This is a genomic window from Fusibacter ferrireducens, from assembly GCF_015352425.1.
Classification (GTDB): Bacteria; Bacillota; Clostridia; order Peptostreptococcales; family Acidaminobacteraceae; genus Fusibacter_A; species Fusibacter_A ferrireducens.
In genome coordinates this window covers 92,837-111,685 of sequence record NZ_JADKNH010000006.1, presented here as the reverse complement: position 1 = coordinate 111,685, position 18,849 = coordinate 92,837, and the positions used below count along the sequence as shown (strand labels likewise).

The following is an 18,849-nucleotide window of genomic DNA, read 5'->3' as shown; positions in this document are numbered from 1 at the left end:
ATTATGAAATATTATTTAGCAGAAATAGATGATTTGGGAATGTTCGTAAGAGACGTTGAGTTCGATGAAATTCCCAAAATACAAATTGAACAAGATGGAGCATTAGTATCCATACCTGATCCAAAGTATCAAAGACGTTGCACAGAAGGTGGGTTTCATCACCCTAGATGGAATGGACAGACTTACGTTGAAGGGAAAACAATTTTTACTGAAGTAGAAATTAATGCACAAAAAGAAGCTGCTATTCAAAAAGCAAGACAAGCCTGTAATGCGCGTATTCTTGCAGGCTTTGAGTCAACATGCTTGGGAGAGTCTAAACACTTTGATTGCGAATATACAGATCAATCCACCATACAAGGTCTTGTTATCACAGCGATGCTTGGGATTCAAGGACACACGACAGAAGCGTGCTATTGGAAGGCGAGTGGAGAACTTGAATGCTATCCGTTTGAATATGCGCAAATGATTCAACTTGGCACCGATATGAAAAATCATATTCAAACCAATATCGACCAATTCAATGAAGAGAGGAAGGTGATACTCGATGTATATACTGTTTAAATTCATTTTTGGTGCATTAATCTATCTTGGTATTGAAGTAGTGTGGGACGGAACAACAGATAGAAAAATGGGGCTAGTGGGAGGATTAGCTTTTATTATATGTGGAAAATATGACGAATGGTTTAATTTACCCATTCTAGCATTATGGATGCTTATTGGAACGACGGTGGTAGTAATAGAACTTATTGCAGGACTACTTTGGAACAAAGACTATAAAATATGGGATTATCGAAAGATGCCATTTAATTATAAAGGACATATTTGTATGTTCTTTTATTTATTGTGGATCTTTCCAATTGCACCATTGATATTATGGGCAGATAAAATTATATGAGGAGGTTGAATGGGCATTCAAGATATAACAACACAAATTATTACCGCAGGTGCAGGCGTAGTGGCACTGGCAATCTTATTTTGGATCTTCCTAAAAATGTTTAATGGCATCATTGAAAACAACACTAAAGCCATGCATGAAATGTCTAGATCAAATGACAACGTCGCACAATCACTTGCGATTCTAAAATCAAGTATTGAAAATAGTTATGATCTCCAAACAAGAACAGCAACTATGCTTGATAAACACGATACAAGAGCTGAGCGCATAGAAAACGAGCTCATTAAAGTGAGTGAACGCACTAAAAAATAGAAAGGAAGTGTAAAATTGATCAAGAAACTAACCATTGTAAATGGGATCGTCCAAGATCAAAAAATAGGTGAGATTAATTTCAAAGCTGATATTGTTAAACCCAGCGGAAAGCATAACGTCAGAACTCAAATTTTGCTCGATCTCAAAACGGCCTTAGGCATCACCAATCACAACACAGGAAACAACGCACCAACAGCAAGTGATGAAATGCACGCCAAATGGATGCAGAATGTAGAAAATGCAGACGAAACCTATGTGGGAGCTCACTTCTTTGTGGATGAAGATTCAATCATGCAAGTGCTACCAATCAACGAGGTCGCATATCATGCAGGAGATGGCAAAGGAAACGGAAATATGAAAACTATTGCCATTGAAATCTGTGAAAATGGCAACATCTTAAAAGCAGAAGAGAACGCCAAAATGCTCAACGCTGCATTGATCCTAACGTATCCACATTTTAAAATTTATAAGCATCAGGATTGGTCAGGGAAGTATTGTCCAAGAGTGATCCTCGGCCGAAACTCTTGGGATGATTTCAAAGCAGATATTATGGCATATGTTGAGGATGCACAGAAAGAAACACTAAAAAATGTTGTAGAAGAGTGGAAGTTGAAAGGTCTTGAATTTGTCAGCGAAGAAGAGATCATCACAGATTATAAGTATTGGCTGGCTAACATTAATGGTGAGCTTGATCCATGGGCAATCTTCATCATGATTCAAAAAACATTGATCAAAGTAAGACAAGAGATCAAAGAATCAGAAGATCGTGTTATGAAAATCATTAATGAACTCATTATAAAGAAAGAGGTGTAGTATGAAAGCATTATTATTTGAATACCGTTTTGTAGTTGCAGTGATCGCAGCTGTTTTTTTATTTGCCCTTTTAGAGTGGCAGCAGTTTAAAGTGATCCTCTATCAGCTCATGTTAAAAGCAAAGTCAATGGCAAAGGATTTAGTACTCAATTCAGGGGAAGCCCAAGAAGAATGGGTGCTTGAAAAAGCCTATCTGTATTTGCCAATTAGGATCAGGATTCTAATACCAAAAGAGGTTATGAGAAAGATTATAAAATATCTTTATCATGTGGCAAAAGACTATCTAGACGATGGTAAAGTTAATAGTAGCGTATAAAAATAAAGATCGTAGTCAATTTTAATTGACTACGATCTTTATTTTTATTATAGAAGGTGATTCAAATTATTAACTTTAAATTTGATATAGATAAACGTAACTGGGTATAAAGAACCCATTAATAAAAATGGGGGGAACAATTAATGAAAAATAAAATTTTAGCACTATTTATGGTAATAACACTATTCAATATGTCGTATTCTGCAACTTATCCTATAGTTGAAGATTATGACAATATCAGAACTGAGATTGAGGGAAAGAAAATTTTACTAGATATGAAAGTAATAGATGGAAAAGTGTATGTACCATATAGTCAATTGGCAAATCAATTAAACGTGAGCAAATCGGATTCAGAACTAAGATCTGAATTATCAAATTCGAATGAAGCTAAGCAGAAAAGTGATGCTACAGAATCAAATTTTATTACAGTTCCTGAAACTGATACAACTACGTATTCTGAATCGATGCAAAATTATAGCCCCGTAGAAAATTTGAACCCGCCTGCTGTTTCAACTGTTTTTAATAATGGAGAAATGAATTTCGATTTTAACTATACTATAGACTATAATCCCTCAGTTGGGAATGAATGGGGAGCATGGGTATCTATAAATGGAGAATACTACTATTCACATAGTACAAAATCAATTTCAGTAACAGGCGAGGATATTGTATTTGATGTTGTAGTGTATGAGCATGATGATGCAAAATCTGATTTTGGAAGTGGACAAATAATTGTGCCATACAGTGATATTTCAACAGGTATTATGAGAACATATTCAACAAATATTTTAGTTACTGAAAATGGAGGTAAATATTCTGGAAATACCGCATCAATAACATTTTATTTGATGATAAATACGAAATAGAAAGGGTTGTGTATAACAGATTTGAGATTTTAAAATTTTAAGATAGAATATTAATTTGTTATTAATAATATTGCCTACATTGAAAAAGATATTGGTATAATTCATAAAATAAGATAGGATACAAAAAAACAAAACCAACACATTAAAGTGTTGGTTTTAAAACGTTTTAAGATAGAAAAGAATACTCAAAAATATCATAAATTATAAGGTAAAGTTAAGAGTTTTTTAATAATCAAATTTCATGAGATTTGTAAACAGAAATCCACAAAGATTAATTGAGAATTGAAATTTGTTATAATGGTAAAAAACAATTTTTAGGAGGATTGAAATGTCAAAAAGGGAAGAATTCAATATTATAAATGTAGATGAGATGTTACAAAAAAATCAAGAAATATATGAAACTACTGGGAAATAACTTTGCACACTTACTGTCACATACGGTTGTCAGATGATTCAAGTTATTCACAAGCAATGTTATAGTTAAATGCTGGTTATGAAACAAATTGTGTATCTGATACATTTATTTAGAAGAAGATTGTATTCATTAAGAGTAAAATGATATAATTACAAATGTACCTCATTATAGTGAGGGCAGTATTAAAAAAATCGGAGGGATTATGTCTGTAACCATTTATTACTCAAAACTAAATTTAAGTTCTCATATTTTAGATGTATATGAGAATCCAGAAGAATTAGAAAAGTATTTAGGACTTATAAGTAAGCATTTAAAGCAAGGTATGAAATATATCGAAAGTAATGATTATATTGGTACGGATGGAGAAATACATAATAGCCAAACTGTCTTTACGTTAGATGAGTTTGAATATTTAGGGAAGAAATATAACGGAGCATATTTTGGACGTATATTTAAAGAAGCTCCGATTTTTATAAAGGAAAAAAGAGAAGATAACACGCTTGTTTCAAAGCCAGTGGATAATATTGAATCAATCACTTTCTATTTTGATTTAAAAAATGAGCGAGTTGCTTTTAATACAGCATATAGATTTGGATATCAGGAGTTTAACAGAGCATTTGAAGGGATCATTAATAACGCTTTAAGAGACAAAGCGGTTATTTTTACTTTATCCTTAATGAAAAACAAAATCAATTTAGAAGATTTAACAAATGAATTGAAGAAGATTGGAAAGATTAGTGAAATAAAAGTGGACATTAAGGCACCAAACCCTGACACACTACTTTTAGAGAAAATAAATCAAAATGCAGGTAAGATGTTAGAGGGTTATAAAAAAGCGAATATCACCTCAAAATCTCTGCTTTTAAGATCAAATGCACCTAAGGGAATAAATGTCGATTCTCAAGTAATAAAGGATGAACTTGATGAAATTAATAATATTCATGAAGATATTGATGCTGAAAAAGCTTTTCAAAATGGGTATGTAAATGTTACTGCGATAGGCAGTCGTGCAGTTTATAACACAAAAGAAAATCATCCAATGAAAAATATCATCGATGATGAACAAATGATAAAAACGGATTTTATTGAGACTTTATACGAACTAATGAGTTTAATTTAAAGGATGACTTGATGAATAGAATAATTGAGTTTAAAAAATATAAAGATATTTATAACATAAAAGAATGGGAAGTTAAAATGAGTATTGCGATTGTTGTTGTACTATTTATTTCCATTCTAATATGTGATGGTTACGAGTTGTATGATTCATCATTATCAGTGTTTCAAGATTTAATTTTATATACGATTGGTGGTCTTTTTGGTTTACTTAGCTTTTCGTTAACTAGTATTGCAATAATTACAAGCCTTTTTAGTTCAGAGAAATACCATAAGATAAATGAAGTTAATGGTCCTAGAACAGTTGACAGTTTTTTTGCAAGCTATGAGTTTTTAGCATTAGTTATAGGTTTACAGATGATACTTCTAATCATTATTTATTTTTTTGGAAGTAGTAATTTGTCAATTGTTAATGAAATTATTTTCTATTTTGTTTTTTGTTTTTTATTTTATGTGATGTCATTTATCATATTCTATTTAATTGCATTGATCTTTAATTTAGTATCAATGTTTAAAAATTTAACTATGTATGATGAAATATTACACATAGAAACAAATACTAGAATAAAATGTAATGAAGTTAAAATTGACTATTTGTTAAAAAAGATTTTAATTGATAATGAGGTAATTCAAGTGGAAGATATGATTAACGAAATAGTTGAGTTTGCAAAACTTAGTGGTGACGAGGCAATCATTAATCAAATTAGAGACTATTATTCAGATAACAATTATAAATAGAGCAATTTTATTAAAATGCAATAGGTTCCTTAAAGAGGAAAGCGATAAGGGCAGTGTGGTTTGATGCATTTAGTTAATATCTACCCGACATGGAAGTGTCAGTGGATTCGAATCTAACTCTCTTCGGACTTATATTATTATTACACAAAGGAGGTTTCTATTCGAAGCCTCCTTTGTATTATTTATAGAGATTTGCAATATATGCGATTTGTAAACAAAAATCCACAAAGTTTAATTGAGAATTGAAATCTGTTATAATGATAGAGAACGATTTTTAGGAGGATTGAAATGTCAAACAGAGAAATACTTAATATGGTTTCTGTAGAGGAACTGTTGAATAAAAATGATGAAATCATTCGCAATATTAGAGAGATCAACGATCAAATTTATAGAGAAGAAGGCAAACAGAAAAAAGCCATTATAGTCACATACGGTTGTCAGATGAACGAACATGACTCAGAAAAACTGGATGCCATGATTCAAGATATGGGTTATGTCATGGTCAAGAAACTTGACCAAGCGGATTTGGTTATTTTTAATACATGTTGCGTCCGTGAGAATGCAGAACTCAAGGTGTATGGTAATTTAGGACGTATCAAACATTTGAAGGAAACCAAAAAAGACTTGGTTTTAGCAGTTTGTGGCTGTATGATGCAGCAACCGCATGTTGTTGAGGCGATAAAAAAACAATATAAATATGTGGACCTTGTCTTTGGAACGCATAATTTGCATAACTTTCCATCGCTTCTTGAAGAGACACTTTCATCTCACAAGCAAGTGGTTGAAGTGTGGGAAAGTGAAGGTGATGTGGTGGAAGGCCTTGCCATAAACCGAAAAAAAGACATTAAAGCCTATGTGAACGTGATGTATGGCTGTGATAATTTCTGTGCTTATTGTATTGTGCCCTACACTAGAGGCAGAGAGCGCTCTAGACAGCCAGAGGATATCCTTGAAGAAATACAAGATCTTGTGAATAATGGCGTAAAAGAGATTACTTTATTGGGCCAAAATGTCAACTCGTATGGTAAAACACTTGAAAGTCCTATGGATTTTGCTGACTTGATGAGAAAAGTAAACGATATAAAAGGCATTGAGCGGATTCGATTTATGACTTCACATCCCAAGGATATTTCGGATAAACTGCTTGAAACCATGGCTGAATGCGAGCATGTTTGCGAATATTTACATCTGCCAATTCAGGCGGGGAGCAATCGCATATTGAAAGCCATGAATCGAAAATATACGCGGGAACAATATCTTGAAATTGTGGATAAAGCCAGAAAACTGATGCCTGATGTGTCCATTTCAACTGACTTGATCATTGGTTTTCCTGGGGAAACGCGAGCTGATTTTGAAGAGACGCTCTCATTAATGAAAGAGGTCCAGTTCGATTCGGCATTTACCTATATTTATTCAAAGCGTACAGGGACACCTGCGGCATTGATAGAGCCACAAATTGATGAAGCAGAAAAACATCAACGCATGACAGAGCTTCTGGCAATGTTTAATCCAATGGTCAACGAAAAGATTCAAAGCCATCAGGATGAAATACTGGAAGTCTTGGTGGAAGGGGCTTCTAAATCGTCTGATCAAATTTTAATGGGTAGAACGCGTCAGCATGTTACAGTTAATTTTGAAGGCGATTTATCACTTACAGGTAAACTTGTAAAAGTTAAAGCCACTCAACCAAAGAAATTTTCGATATTTGGCGAGCTTGTTGAAGTCGTCAGATGATAAATCAATTAGATAGAGAAGCAAGAACATAATTAGGGGGCCGCAACATATGAGCAAAATCAATAAGGACAAATTGACGCCAATGATGCGTCAATACTTTGAAATAAAAGAACAGTACGAAGACTACATTTTATTCTATCGATTAGGCGATTTTTATGAAATGTTCTTTGATGATGCAGTGGTTGCATCTAAAGCACTTGAAATTACTTTAACGGGTAGAAATTGTGGCCTTGAAGAACGCGCGCCACTCTGTGGCATTCCATATCATGCTATGGAGGGCTATCTCAAAAAGCTGATTGAAAAGGGTTTTAAAGTTGCCATCTGTGAACAAGTGGAAGATCCTGCACTTGCCAAGGGCATTGTCAAGAGAGAAGTCATAAGGGTGATAACCCCTGGAACTGTCATTGATCCGGACATGCTGGATGCCACAGAAAACAATTATATTGCTGCCATTTCAATGAACGAGCAAAAGTTTGGACTTGCCTACTGTGATATCACCACAGGGACGTTTAAGACCACAGAGATTTTAGAAGTAGAACGCCTTATTGATGAAATTATAAAAATTGACCCCAGCGAAATTATTACTAATTCACAGACAGGTATTGATAAAGCACTTGAGCAGTCATTGATCGATCAGGACATGATTTTATCACCTTACTATGCACATGCATTTGGAGATGAAAATGCACATAAGGTTATTTCAAGAATCTTTAAAGTTTTTTCAGTGGAGAGTATTGGGCTGAATGATTTTCCTGTTGCGTTATCTGCCACAGGGGCATTGCTCTCTTACATCGAAGAAACGGCAAAAACACCTTTAAGTCATCTTCATAAAATTGAAATCTATCACGATTCTAATTTTATGATTTTAGATAAATACACGCGTCGTAATCTTGAACTGGTGGAAACCATGCGCAGTAAAGAGAAAAAAGGCTCTTTGCTCTGGGTTTTAGACAAGACGGCAACCGCTATGGGTGCAAGAAAGTTAAAGGCGTGGATTGAAGAGCCCTTAATTCAGATTGAAGCCATTAAAAAGAGGCATCAAACCGTTGCGGTTTTGGTGGAAGATTTGTTGCTCAGAAGTGATTTGCGAGAATATATGAAACAAATTTATGATCTTGAGCGCTTAACCAGTAAACTCGTCTATGGCAATATTAATCCTAGAGACCTCGTGGCGCTTAAAAATTCACTTTTTGTCATACCAGAGATAAAAACCAGACTGGAAATGATGGAAGAAGGCCTTCTCAAGACGATTTATGATGATATCGATAGTCTTGAAGACGTATATCAGTTGATTGAGGATGCCATTGTGGAAGAACCGCCTTATACCCTAAAAGATGGTGGTGTCATTAAAACGACGTATAATACAGAACTTGAAAACCTCAGAGATGCAGTACTCAATGGGAAACAATGGATTCTGGATATTGAAAATAAGGAAAAAGAAAAGACGGGCATCAAGACCTTGAAAATTGGATTTAACAAGGTCTTTGGCTACTATATTGAAATTTCAAAGGGCAGTGCAAAGCTTGCGCCAGAACATTACATTAGAAAACAAACCCTTGCAAATGCTGAACGATATATTACACCTGAACTCAAAAAAATCGAAGAAACCGTTTTACATGCTGAGGAGAAGATTGGGAGACTTGAAAGTGAGCTTTTCAGTGCACTTAAGCAGGAAATTATGGTTGAGATCGAACGCATTCAGAAGACGGCATATGCAGTGGCATCTTTAGATGCCCTTGTATCCTTTGCAGAGGTCAGCTATCGTTATGGCTATGTGATGCCTAAGATGTCTAAAAAGCAAGTAATTAACATTAAAAATGGGCGTCATCCTGTGATAGAGCGCATTTTTAATGACGAGTTGTTCATTCCAAATGATACGTTGCTCGATCAAGATGCGCATCAGTTTTACATTATTACAGGTCCAAATATGGCTGGTAAATCCACTTATTTAAGGCAGGTTGCACTGATCACATTGATGGCTCAAATCGGTTGTTTTGTACCAGCTGATAGAGCAGAGATTGGCATTGTGGATCGTATTTTCACAAGAGTAGGTGCGTCGGATGATCTCTCACAAGGTCAGAGTACTTTCATGGTGGAGATGAATGAGCTTGCCAATATACTCAATAATGCATCGCCTAGGGCATTGATCATACTCGATGAGATTGGCAGAGGGACCAGTACCTATGACGGCCTTAGCATTGCGTGGAGTGTGGTGGAGTATATTTCAAAGCTTAAGACGAAGGCGCTCTTTGCCACGCACTATCATGAACTCACGGAGTTAGAGGGTAAGTTACATGGAGTTTGCAACTTCAGAATATCCGTTAAAGAATCCAAAGATGACATTTTATTCCTCAGAAAAATTGAACGCGGTGGCGCCAATCAGAGTTATGGGATACAAGTGGCAAAACTTGCCGGTGTGCCCAATCCTGTGATTGAGCGCGCAAAAGAGATTTTGGCAAAATTAGAAGTTAACGACATCAACAACAACATTCACAATTTAAATGCCGAAGACAAAACAACGGATTCTAAAAATGTTCCAAATGAGACGCTAGGTGATGCTCCAAGTGATGACGCAAGAGGGCAACAGATGGAGGCATTAAATGCCGCGAGAAGTGCTTATACAATCGATGAGAGCTTATTTAAATACCTTGAAAATATAGATGTTGAACAACTGACGCCTATAGAGTCCATGAATACACTGTATCAAATCGTCAGTCAGTTTAAAAATGGGAAGTGATTAGATGAATGAAGCGTTTTCAATGCATAGAAATCGAATATTGAGACTGGATGAAATCACATCCAGCAAAATTGCAGCAGGAGAAGTTGTCGAGAAACCTGCAATGGTGGTCAAGGAATTGGTTGAGAATGCAGTGGATGCTGGCGCCACGGAAATCATAGTGGACGTCAAAAAAGGCGGTAAAAAACTCATAAGAGTTGTAGACAATGGCTGTGGCATACACCGTGATGATGTGGATTTGATGTTTGAACGTCATGCCACGAGTAAAATTCGAAAAATAGACGACCTCTATAAAACAATATCACTTGGGTTTAGAGGCGAGGCACTTGCAAGTATCTGTGCAGTAGCAAATGTTGAAGTGATCACCATGCAAGAAAATGATGACTATGGTGTTAAAATAGAAGCCTCTGGCGGTGCCATTAAAAACAAGAGCGAAATGGGTGCCAAACGTGGTACGAGTATTGTGGTGAGAGATTTATTTTACAATACGCCAGCACGGTTAAAATTCTTAAAAAGCGATTCTGTCGAAACCAAACATATTTCTGAGATCATGGGGCATTTGGCCCTGTCTCATCCAGAGATTGCCTTTAAATACTCTACAGATGATCAAATGGTGTTTAGGACACCGGGAGACGAAAAACTTGAAAACACCATTTTTTCAATTTATGACCGTACACTGATCAAGCATTTGTTTGAAATCAAAGATGCGTTTGATTTCTTAAAGCTCAGGGGGTATATCTCTACTTTTGATTATACTAAGGGTACGAAGCAGCAACAGATTATCTTTGTAAACGGGCGATATGTCAAGAGTGATGTGATCAAAGACGCTATAAATTTAGCGTATAAGCCGTACTTGATGCACAACAGATATCCTGTCTGTTTCTTGTTTCTTGAAATTGATCCAGATAAGATTGACGTCAACATACATCCTGCTAAGACGGAAATTAAGTTCCATGATGATGGCGTTTTAAAGCAATTTATCTATACGGCACTTAAAAAGGCCTTCAATCTTCAAAATCAAATACCAGAAGTGAGTTTGAAGCCGCAGGTTCATGGCGTACAGAATGCCATTGAAAAGCCCCTTGTTCAACAGGACGCAAAGCCTCAAGATCGAGTAGAGACTCAAAATAAAATAGCAATCCAAGATCAAGTGGCGATTCAAGATCAAACGATAATTCAAGATCAAACGATAATCCAAGATCAATCAATGATCCAAGACAAAGCGGCGATCCAAGATCAAGTGGGTGCTCAAACTGAAATAAAAGTTCAAGATGAGGGAGTGATTCAAGCTGAAACAAGAGTGCAAGATCAGTCAGCGGTTCAATCTGGAAAAGATCTTCCGAGTAATTTAAAATATTCTACGGATCAAGAACCTGATCAGTCCAGCGTTCGAAGGCATGACCATGCCACTGTTCTGGCTGATGAGCAGTATCCATACCGAAAAGGCGCTCATTATGAAAAAGCATCTTTTGAAAAAGGACAAGACAGCAATCTGCCCAAAAACTTTATTTCAAAAGAGGCGACGCACGAGCATGTCTATAAAGCACCCCCAAAAGTGGATTTTTCAAAGGTTTCTCTAGAACCGCTCATTGAATTTTCGGACGAAATCAGTTTTTTTGATAAACCCATAGAGGCGGATTCCATTTATGATGGCCTTAACTACATTGGCACGTTTATCAACGCCTACTTGCTCTATGAGAAGGAGAATCAACTCTATTTAATTGATCAACATGCGGCGCATGAAAAAATTCTTTATGAGCGTTTTGTGGCGGCATATAAAAAGGGGGATATGTTCTCTCAGGGATTGTTGTTGCCTGAAATCCTAGAATTGGATCATTTGGGCATACATGAGTTCAATGAGCATCAAGCTTATTTCAATCGATTGGGATATGAAGTTTCACTATTTGGAGATAAGAGTGTGATCATCAGGGCAATACCAAACTTATTTAACATTGAAACCGCCAAGGCGATATTATTGGAAATCATGGACGGTTTGTCTCATAAGATGGACGACTTGGTACTTGAAAAGCTCATGAGTAAAGCTTGCAAAAGCGCAGTAAAAGCATATGACAAACTTTCAAGTATAGAAATTGACTCTTTACTCGAGCAATTAAAAACCCTCAATGAACCTTATACCTGTCCACATGGCAGACCGATCATCATCAGCTTTAGTAAATCGGAGATCGAAAAAAAATTTAAACGCATTCTTTAAAAAGTAACAGACACAAGGTTGAAGTTTTTACATTAAAAATATATGATATAAGTATGGGTTAGAGCGTCAGAAGTCAGTTTCACGTAAATGGGCTATCATATGCTTTATCTCATATAAAATCAAGGAGAAACCATGAAAAAAATATTGGTGATAGTGGGACCAACAGCCGTTGGCAAAACGGATATCTCAATTGATGTGGCGAAAGCACTTGATACTGAAATTATTTCATGTGATTCGGTACAAATTTATAAGCGGTTGGATATCGGTTCAGCTAAGCCCACAATAGATGAAATGCAAGGGGTTAAACATCATCTAATCGATTTTGTTGAACCCGATCAGAATTACTCTGTCAGTGAGTACAGACAAGATGCTCAGGCTGTTATTTCCAAACTGCATGCCCAGGGCAAAATACCTGTGATTACAGGCGGAACTGGACTCTATGTGAATGCGTTGCTCTATGAAATGCACTTTGGTGAAAATGCATCGGATGAAACGTATCGTCAATCACTTGAAAGCAAAGCCGAGCTTGAAGGCAACAACGCAGTACACGATTTATTAAAACAAGTTGATCTTCAAGCCTCTGAAAAAATACATCCTAATAATATCAGGCGTGTCATCAGAGCGTTAGAAATCAACAAAGTAACTGGAAAGAACGTGGGCGACTTTACTTTGGACCCCGTCAGGACCAAGGCGTATGAAGTGGTTCTAATTGGGTTGACAAGAGAGCGATCCAAGCTATATGATCGAATCAATAGACGTGTTGATCTTATGCTTGAGGCCGGTTTAATAGAGGAAGTAGAAAAGTTAAAAAAATCTGGATTAGATGATAGTTTTCAATCAATGCAGGGTATAGGATACAAAGAAGTTCTCGCATATTTAAATGGTCTTTACGACTTAGATGCCATGATCTCTCTATTGAAACAAAATTCCCGAAGATATGCCAAGAGGCAAATGACGTGGTTTAAGCGTTATGAGGAAATTCAATGGATAGATCTAGAGACATTCTCATCAAAAGAGGCGGTTGTAAAGACGATTCTATCAACCATATAAATTATAGAATAGAAGGAGGGGGATTTATGAAAAGTGCCATTAACTTGCAAGATGTCTTTTTGAATCAATGTAGAAAAGACCAGACTCACATTACTATCTTTTTAATCAGTGGTTATCAGATACGGGGATTAGTCAGAGGCTTTGACAGTTACACGATTGTCTTAGACAGTGAAGGCAAACAGCAGATGATCTACAAACACGCCATTTCGACTATAATTCCAGCAAAAGCAGTTAATTTTCAAGCGTAAAGTCTCATGAAATAAAGCGTAAAAGGGACGGTTCTAAATAAATAGGCGTGAAAGCGCTTGTTGATTTAAAACCGTCCTTATTATCGCAAATAAAAGTTTTATAAACAAATGACAATTTTAAAACTCTTTTATTGTTATTAAAGGGGTTACACTATATAATGTTTATGATAAGAACATAAGAAAGGTTGGTTTAATTATGGTAGAAAATATGACGATTAATGCAATAAGAGTTTTGTCAGCTGAGGCAATTCAAGCGGCAAATTCTGGTCACCCAGGACTACCTCTTGGCGCGGCACCGATGGCATACACTTTATGGGCAAAGGCATTAAAACACAGCCCTAGCAATCCGCATTGGCATAACAGGGACAGATTTGTTTTATCTGCTGGTCATGGGTCCATGCTCATGTATTCTTTATTACATTTATTCAACTATGGACTTTCTATGGATGAACTTAAAAATTTCAGACAGTTCAATAGCTTGACACCAGGTCACCCAGAGTTTGGCCACACAACTGGCGTTGAAATTTCAACAGGTCCTTTGGGGCAAGGGATCGCAAATGCAGTTGGATTTGCAATGGCAGAAGCACATCTTGCTGCAAAATTCAACAAGCCTGGTTACAATGTCGTGGACCATCACACCTTTGCAATTTCAGGTGATGGGTGTTTAATGGAAGGGATTTCTTACGAAGCGGCATCACTTGCGGGTACATTAAAGCTTGGTAAACTCGTACTCATGTATGACTCTAATAAAATTTCAATCGAAGGTAGTACGGATATCGCCTTTACAGAAGACGTTGCAAAGCGTTTTGAAGCAATGCATTGGCAAGTACTTACTGTGGAAGATGGCAACGATACAGCGGCTATCGAAAAAGCAATTAAAGATGCTAAAGCAGAGACTGAAAAACCATCTATTATTATCGTGAAAACAATTATTGGTTACGGTTGTCCTTCTAAGCAAGGCTCTCATAAGGTACATGGTTCACCACTTGGTAACGATGGGGTTTCGGAAATGAAATCATTCCTCAACTGGCCATGTGAAAACCCATTTGAAGTGCCTGCAGAGGTAACTGCTCATATGGACGCACTTACAAAAGAACTCTCTAAATCTGAAGCTTCATGGAATACACTTTTTGAAAACTATAAAAAAGAGTTTCCAGAGCTAGCAAGCGAATACGAATTGTGGATGAGCGGCGCGACGCCAGATGCTTACTTAGAATCAGAAGAGTTCTGGTCATATAATGAAACGGTTGCATCAAGAAGTTCATCTGGTAAAGTGCTTAACAACTTAGCGGACAGAATTCCTAACTTATTTGGTGGCTCTGCAGATTTATCACCATCCAATAATTCAGATATGAAAAAGAGAGAAAGCTTCTTTGCAACAAATTATGCAGGGTCAAACTTACACTTTGGCGTTAGAGAGCATGTGATGACTGCTATTTGTAATGGTATCCAGGCACATGGCGGCTTAAAATCATATGCGGCGACTTTCTTTGTATTCTCAGATTACATGAAGCCTGCAATTCGTTTGGCAGCTTTAATGGGCCTTCCTGTAACTTATATTCTGACACATGATAGTATTGGTGTTGGTGAAGACGGTCCGACACATCAACCAATCGAGCAACTTGCTATGCTCAGATCTATTCCTAACTTAAATGTCATCAGACCTGCTGATGCAAGAGAAGTTAGTGCAGCTTGGTACATGGCGATGAAGAGCACAAAAACACCAACAGCTCTAGTCTTATCTAGACAAAACTTACCTGCACTTGAGGGGTCTTCTAAAGAGGCGCTTAAAGGTGCTTATGTGGTTTCTAAAGAAGCTGAGAAACCAGCTGTAATCCTAATCGCTACTGGTTCTGAAGTGTCTTTATGTGTTGAAGCGCAAGCATTACTCAAAGCAGAAGGCATCGATGCAAGAGTTGTTTCCATGCCATGCCAAGAAGTATTTGATGCTCAATCTGACGCATATAAAAAAGAAGTACTTGTTAAAGGTGTTCCAAAGCTTGCTGTTGAAGCGGCAACCACATTTGGATGGCATAAATATGCTTGCGACGTCATCGGAAGAGATGATTTCGGCTTATCTGCACCTGGCAACATTTTGTTTGAAGCATTTGGATTTACCGCTGAAAATGTAGCTAACCGTGCAAAAGCATTAATTTCTAAATAGACCTTTACAGATCTTTTTAAATCTATTATAATTTGAGTATCTCAAGACTGGCGGAGTCAGTGGAAAACCACGAGGGATTGAGAGTATCTAAAATCATTAGCCGACCGCCTGGGCGCTTACAGCCTAGGCACGTCGGCTTTTTTATATACAAAAAATGTCAAAGACGTGGCCTTGGTAAGTTTATAATAAAAAGGAGCGCTAATCCATGATAAGTACTAAAACAGATCAAGGCAAGTTTAGAGATGAGCACAGAGGATTTACAGATGGCAATTGGACATGTGAGGTAGATGTCAGAAATTTTATTCTAAGCAACATCACGCCATATACTGGGGATGAAAGCTTTTTAGAAGGGTGTACCCCACGTACGCAAAATTTATTTGAGAAAGTTGAGGCGCTTCTAGAATTAGAAGCGAGCCGTGATGGGGTTTTAGATATAGACGTGGATCACGTTTCCTCTCTTTTAAGCTATGAACCTGGTTATATTCAAAAGGAAGATGAGATCATAGTAGGACTTCAAACAGATGAACCCCTAAAAAGAGGCGTCAATCCATTTGGTGGTATTCGCATGGCAACTCAAGCCTGTGAAGCCTATGGTAAGCGTCTTTCAGAAGAAGTCTTGGCACAATTTGACTACAAGACCACACATAATGAAGGTGTCTTTCGAGTTTATACTGATGAAATGAAAACACTCAGAAGAAGCGGTGTGATTACTGGTCTTCCTGACGCCTATGGACGTGGGCGCATTATTGGGGACTATAGAAGAATTGCACTTTATGGGATGGACTACTTAATAGAGCAGAAAAAAGCGGATAAAGCGTGTTATGCTCAAAAGCCAATGCTGGAAGAAAATATTAGACAAGTGGAAGAACTCTATAAACAAATCGATTTTCTAAACAAAATGATCGAAATGGCAAAAGCATATGGAGATGATATCAGAAAGCCTGCAAAAAATACAAGAGAAGCTGTTCAGTGGATCTATTATGGCTATCTTGCTTCAATAAAAGAGCAAAATGGTGCTGCAATGTCACTTGGCAGGGTGAGTTCCTTCATAGATATTTATGCTGAAAGAGATTTAAAAGAGGGCATCTATTCAGAAATTCAGATTCAAGAGATCATGGATGATTTTGTCATCAAATTGAGATTGGCAAGACAGCTTAGAACTCCTGACTACAATCAGCTTTTTGCTGGAGATCCGCTTTGGATCACAGAGGCGATTGGTGGCATCAGTGTAGAGGGAAAGCCGCTTGTGACTAAAAACTCTTTTAGATTTTTACACACACTTACGAACTTAGGGCCAGCACCTGAACCCAATATGACTGTTTTGTGGTCTGAAAAATTACCAGAAGCCTTTAAAAAGTATTGTGCAAAAATCAGTATTTTAACAGATGCCATTCAATATGAGAACGATGATATCATGAAACCTGTTTATGGTGATGACTATGGTATTGCCTGTTGTGTATCTGCTATGAAGCTTGGAAAAGAGATGCAATTTTTTGGCGCCAGATGTAACTTGGCTAAAACGCTACTCATGGCACTTAATGGGGGTCATGATGAAAAGAATTTCGAACTTATAGGGCCTCAAGACACCGTTATGGATGATGAGGTTTTAGATTTTGATAAAGTGTGGGAAAGATATGATCGTTATTTGGATTGGATCTGTGAAAAGTATGTAAATACCCTTAATATTATCCATTTCATGCACGACAAATATGCTTACGAAAAGACGCAAATGGCACTTCATGATACAGAGGTACATCGCTTTATGGCCTTTGGTATCGCAGGGCTCTCTGTGGCAGCAGACTCACTTTCAGCTATAAAATATGCCAAAGTGAAACCTGTTTTAAATGCACGTGGTTTTATTGAAGACTTTATTACAGAGGGGTCATTTCCCTGCTATGGTAATGATGATGATCGCGTGGACGCCATTGCAGTGAAACTTACTGAAAACTTTATAGAAAAATTGAGAAAGCATCCTACTTACAGAAATGCCACACACAGTTTGTCTGTTTTGACCATAACCTCGAATGTGGTCTATGGAAAAAAGACAGGCAGTACACCAGATGGCAGAAAAAGCGGGGAACCCTTTGCACCGGGAGCGAATCCAATGCACAATAGAGATCTCAATGGGGCACTGGCTTCATTAAACTCAGTTGCTAAGATTCCTTATGACGCCTGTAGAGATGGTATATCATGTACTTTTTCCATAACACCTTCTTCTTTAGGTGCAGATATGGAAGTTCAAAAATCAAATTTGGTAACAGTACTGGACGGCTACTTTTATCAAAAGGCGCATCATCTCAATGTTAACGTGTTGGATCGCAACAAATTGATAGAGGCGATGGCGTCTCCCAATAAGTATCCGAACTTGACCATTCGAGTTTCAGGATATGCGGTTCATTTTCACAGATTGAGTCGAGAACAACAGCTAGAAGTCATCAACAGAACTTTCCACACAGCATTATAAGGAGTAGAAAAATGAAATATGCGCTTAATGTTTTTCACATAGAAAGCATGGGCACTTTAGACGGTCCTGGCATAAGGACCGTCATTTTTTTAAAGGGGTGCCCCCTGAGATGTCATTACTGCCACAATCCTGAATCCTGGCAGGATCAAACTGAAAACTGGATGGATCATGATGTCCTATTCAGTTTGATTATGAAGATGAAACCTTATTTTAAAAATGGAGGAGGTGTGACCTTTTCAGGGGGAGAACCTCTTGTACAATCCGAAAGTTTAATACCTTTATGCAAAAGACTGAAAGCTGAAGGTATTCACATAGCACTGGATACATCTGGCTGTATGCTCAGTCCAACTATAAAGGCCCTGCTAGAAATTGTAGATTTGGTTATTTTAGATGTCAAACATACTGAGCCAAAGGCGTATGCTGATTTGACTGGTGGCAATCTTGCTCAAACGCTCGAATTTCTAGAATATATTCAGGCAATCCAAAAGCCGCATTGGATTAGGCAAGTTATTGTGCCCAACTATAACGATCAAGAAAGGCAAGTGTTGGCGCTTGATAGCATCACGAAATCACCCTATAGAGATAAAATTGAACTCCTTGCGTTTCAAAGCAGCGGCATGGGCAAATGGAAGGCAAACTCGCCCTTTATGGATGTCGTTTCCTTGAATCAAAAAACACTTGTAAAATTGCAAGATAGTATCAAAAAAAATGTTTAAAACTGTTAGAAAGTGGATATTATATTCATAGTCAATGTTTTGGCTGATTCCAA

At 37.1% G+C, this 18,849-nt stretch carries 16 protein-coding genes and 1 riboswitch; all 16 genes read left to right on the top strand.

Going from position 1 to position 18,849, the window contains the following annotated elements; genetic code table 11:
* The first annotated feature begins 3 nt into the window (after nucleotides 1-3).
* Nucleotides 4-561: a DUF4376 domain-containing protein gene (locus ISU02_RS10870; RefSeq protein WP_194701871.1), complete on the top strand. Its 558-nt coding sequence runs from the start codon at nucleotides 4-6 to the stop codon at nucleotides 559-561.
* A complete protein-coding gene (locus tag ISU02_RS10865) occupies nucleotides 545-895 on the top strand; it encodes a putative ABC transporter permease (RefSeq protein ID WP_194701870.1) in 351 nt (116 codons plus the stop codon). The genes ISU02_RS10870 and ISU02_RS10865 overlap by 17 nt, the downstream gene beginning before the upstream one ends.
* A 9-nt stretch (nucleotides 896-904) precedes the next feature.
* Nucleotides 905-1,207, top strand: a complete 303-nt coding sequence (locus ISU02_RS10860; RefSeq protein WP_194701869.1) for a hypothetical protein — start codon at nucleotides 905-907, stop codon at nucleotides 1,205-1,207.
* 15 nt (nucleotides 1,208-1,222) lie between these two features.
* On the top strand, nucleotides 1,223-2,020 hold the full coding sequence (locus tag ISU02_RS10855) for a peptidoglycan recognition protein family protein (RefSeq protein WP_194701868.1): 798 nt from the start codon (nucleotides 1,223-1,225) through the stop codon (nucleotides 2,018-2,020).
* 1 nt (nucleotide 2,021) lies between these two features.
* The gene (locus ISU02_RS10850) at nucleotides 2,022-2,336 is read left to right on the top strand and encodes a hypothetical protein (protein WP_194701867.1); all 315 of its coding nucleotides are present in this window, start codon (nucleotides 2,022-2,024) and stop codon (nucleotides 2,334-2,336) included.
* Nucleotides 2,337-2,479: 143 nt separating this feature from the next.
* Nucleotides 2,480-3,202, top strand: a complete 723-nt coding sequence (locus ISU02_RS10845; protein ID WP_194701866.1) for a hypothetical protein — start codon at nucleotides 2,480-2,482, stop codon at nucleotides 3,200-3,202.
* Nucleotides 3,203-3,819: 617 nt separating this feature from the next.
* Entirely contained in the window at nucleotides 3,820-4,737 is a 918-nt protein-coding gene (locus ISU02_RS10840) for a hypothetical protein (RefSeq protein WP_194701865.1), read from the top strand.
* Between the two features lie 11 nt (nucleotides 4,738-4,748).
* Nucleotides 4,749-5,471 carry a hypothetical protein gene (locus tag ISU02_RS10835; RefSeq protein WP_194701864.1) on the top strand — a complete coding sequence of 241 codons (723 nt, stop codon included), beginning with the start codon at nucleotides 4,749-4,751 and terminating at the stop codon, nucleotides 5,469-5,471.
* A 288-nt stretch (nucleotides 5,472-5,759) separates the two neighbouring features.
* Nucleotides 5,760-7,205 (top strand): tRNA (N6-isopentenyl adenosine(37)-C2)-methylthiotransferase MiaB, encoded by a 1,446-nt coding sequence (miaB, locus tag ISU02_RS10830; RefSeq protein WP_194701863.1) that lies wholly within the window; start codon nucleotides 5,760-5,762, stop codon nucleotides 7,203-7,205.
* Between the two features lie 49 nt (nucleotides 7,206-7,254).
* On the top strand, nucleotides 7,255-9,942 hold the full coding sequence (mutS, locus tag ISU02_RS10825; protein ID WP_228727792.1) for a DNA mismatch repair protein MutS: 2,688 nt from the start codon (nucleotides 7,255-7,257) through the stop codon (nucleotides 9,940-9,942).
* A gap of 4 nt (nucleotides 9,943-9,946) precedes the next feature.
* A complete protein-coding gene (mutL, locus tag ISU02_RS10820) occupies nucleotides 9,947-12,154 on the top strand; it encodes a DNA mismatch repair endonuclease MutL (protein WP_194701862.1) in 2,208 nt (735 codons plus the stop codon).
* Nucleotides 12,155-12,286: 132 nt separating this feature from the next.
* Nucleotides 12,287-13,204 (top strand): tRNA (adenosine(37)-N6)-dimethylallyltransferase MiaA, encoded by a 918-nt coding sequence (gene miaA, locus ISU02_RS10815; protein WP_194701861.1) that lies wholly within the window; start codon nucleotides 12,287-12,289, stop codon nucleotides 13,202-13,204.
* A gap of 26 nt (nucleotides 13,205-13,230) precedes the next feature.
* Nucleotides 13,231-13,452, top strand: coding sequence for an RNA chaperone Hfq (hfq, locus tag ISU02_RS10810; RefSeq protein WP_194701860.1), 222 nt, complete (start codon nucleotides 13,231-13,233; stop codon nucleotides 13,450-13,452).
* Nucleotides 13,453-13,648: 196 nt separating this feature from the next.
* A complete protein-coding gene (gene tkt, locus ISU02_RS10805) occupies nucleotides 13,649-15,616 on the top strand; it encodes a transketolase (protein ID WP_194701859.1) in 1,968 nt (655 codons plus the stop codon).
* Between the two features lie 33 nt (nucleotides 15,617-15,649).
* A riboswitch (ZMP/ZTP riboswitch) is annotated at nucleotides 15,650-15,737 on the top strand.
* 84 nt (nucleotides 15,738-15,821) lie between these two features.
* Nucleotides 15,822-18,080 (top strand): formate C-acetyltransferase, encoded by a 2,259-nt coding sequence (gene pflB, locus ISU02_RS10800; protein ID WP_194701858.1) that lies wholly within the window; start codon nucleotides 15,822-15,824, stop codon nucleotides 18,078-18,080.
* A gap of 11 nt (nucleotides 18,081-18,091) precedes the next feature.
* Entirely contained in the window at nucleotides 18,092-18,796 is a 705-nt protein-coding gene (locus ISU02_RS10795; protein ID WP_194701857.1) for a radical SAM protein, read from the top strand.
* Nucleotides 18,797-18,849 lie beyond the last annotated feature (53 nt).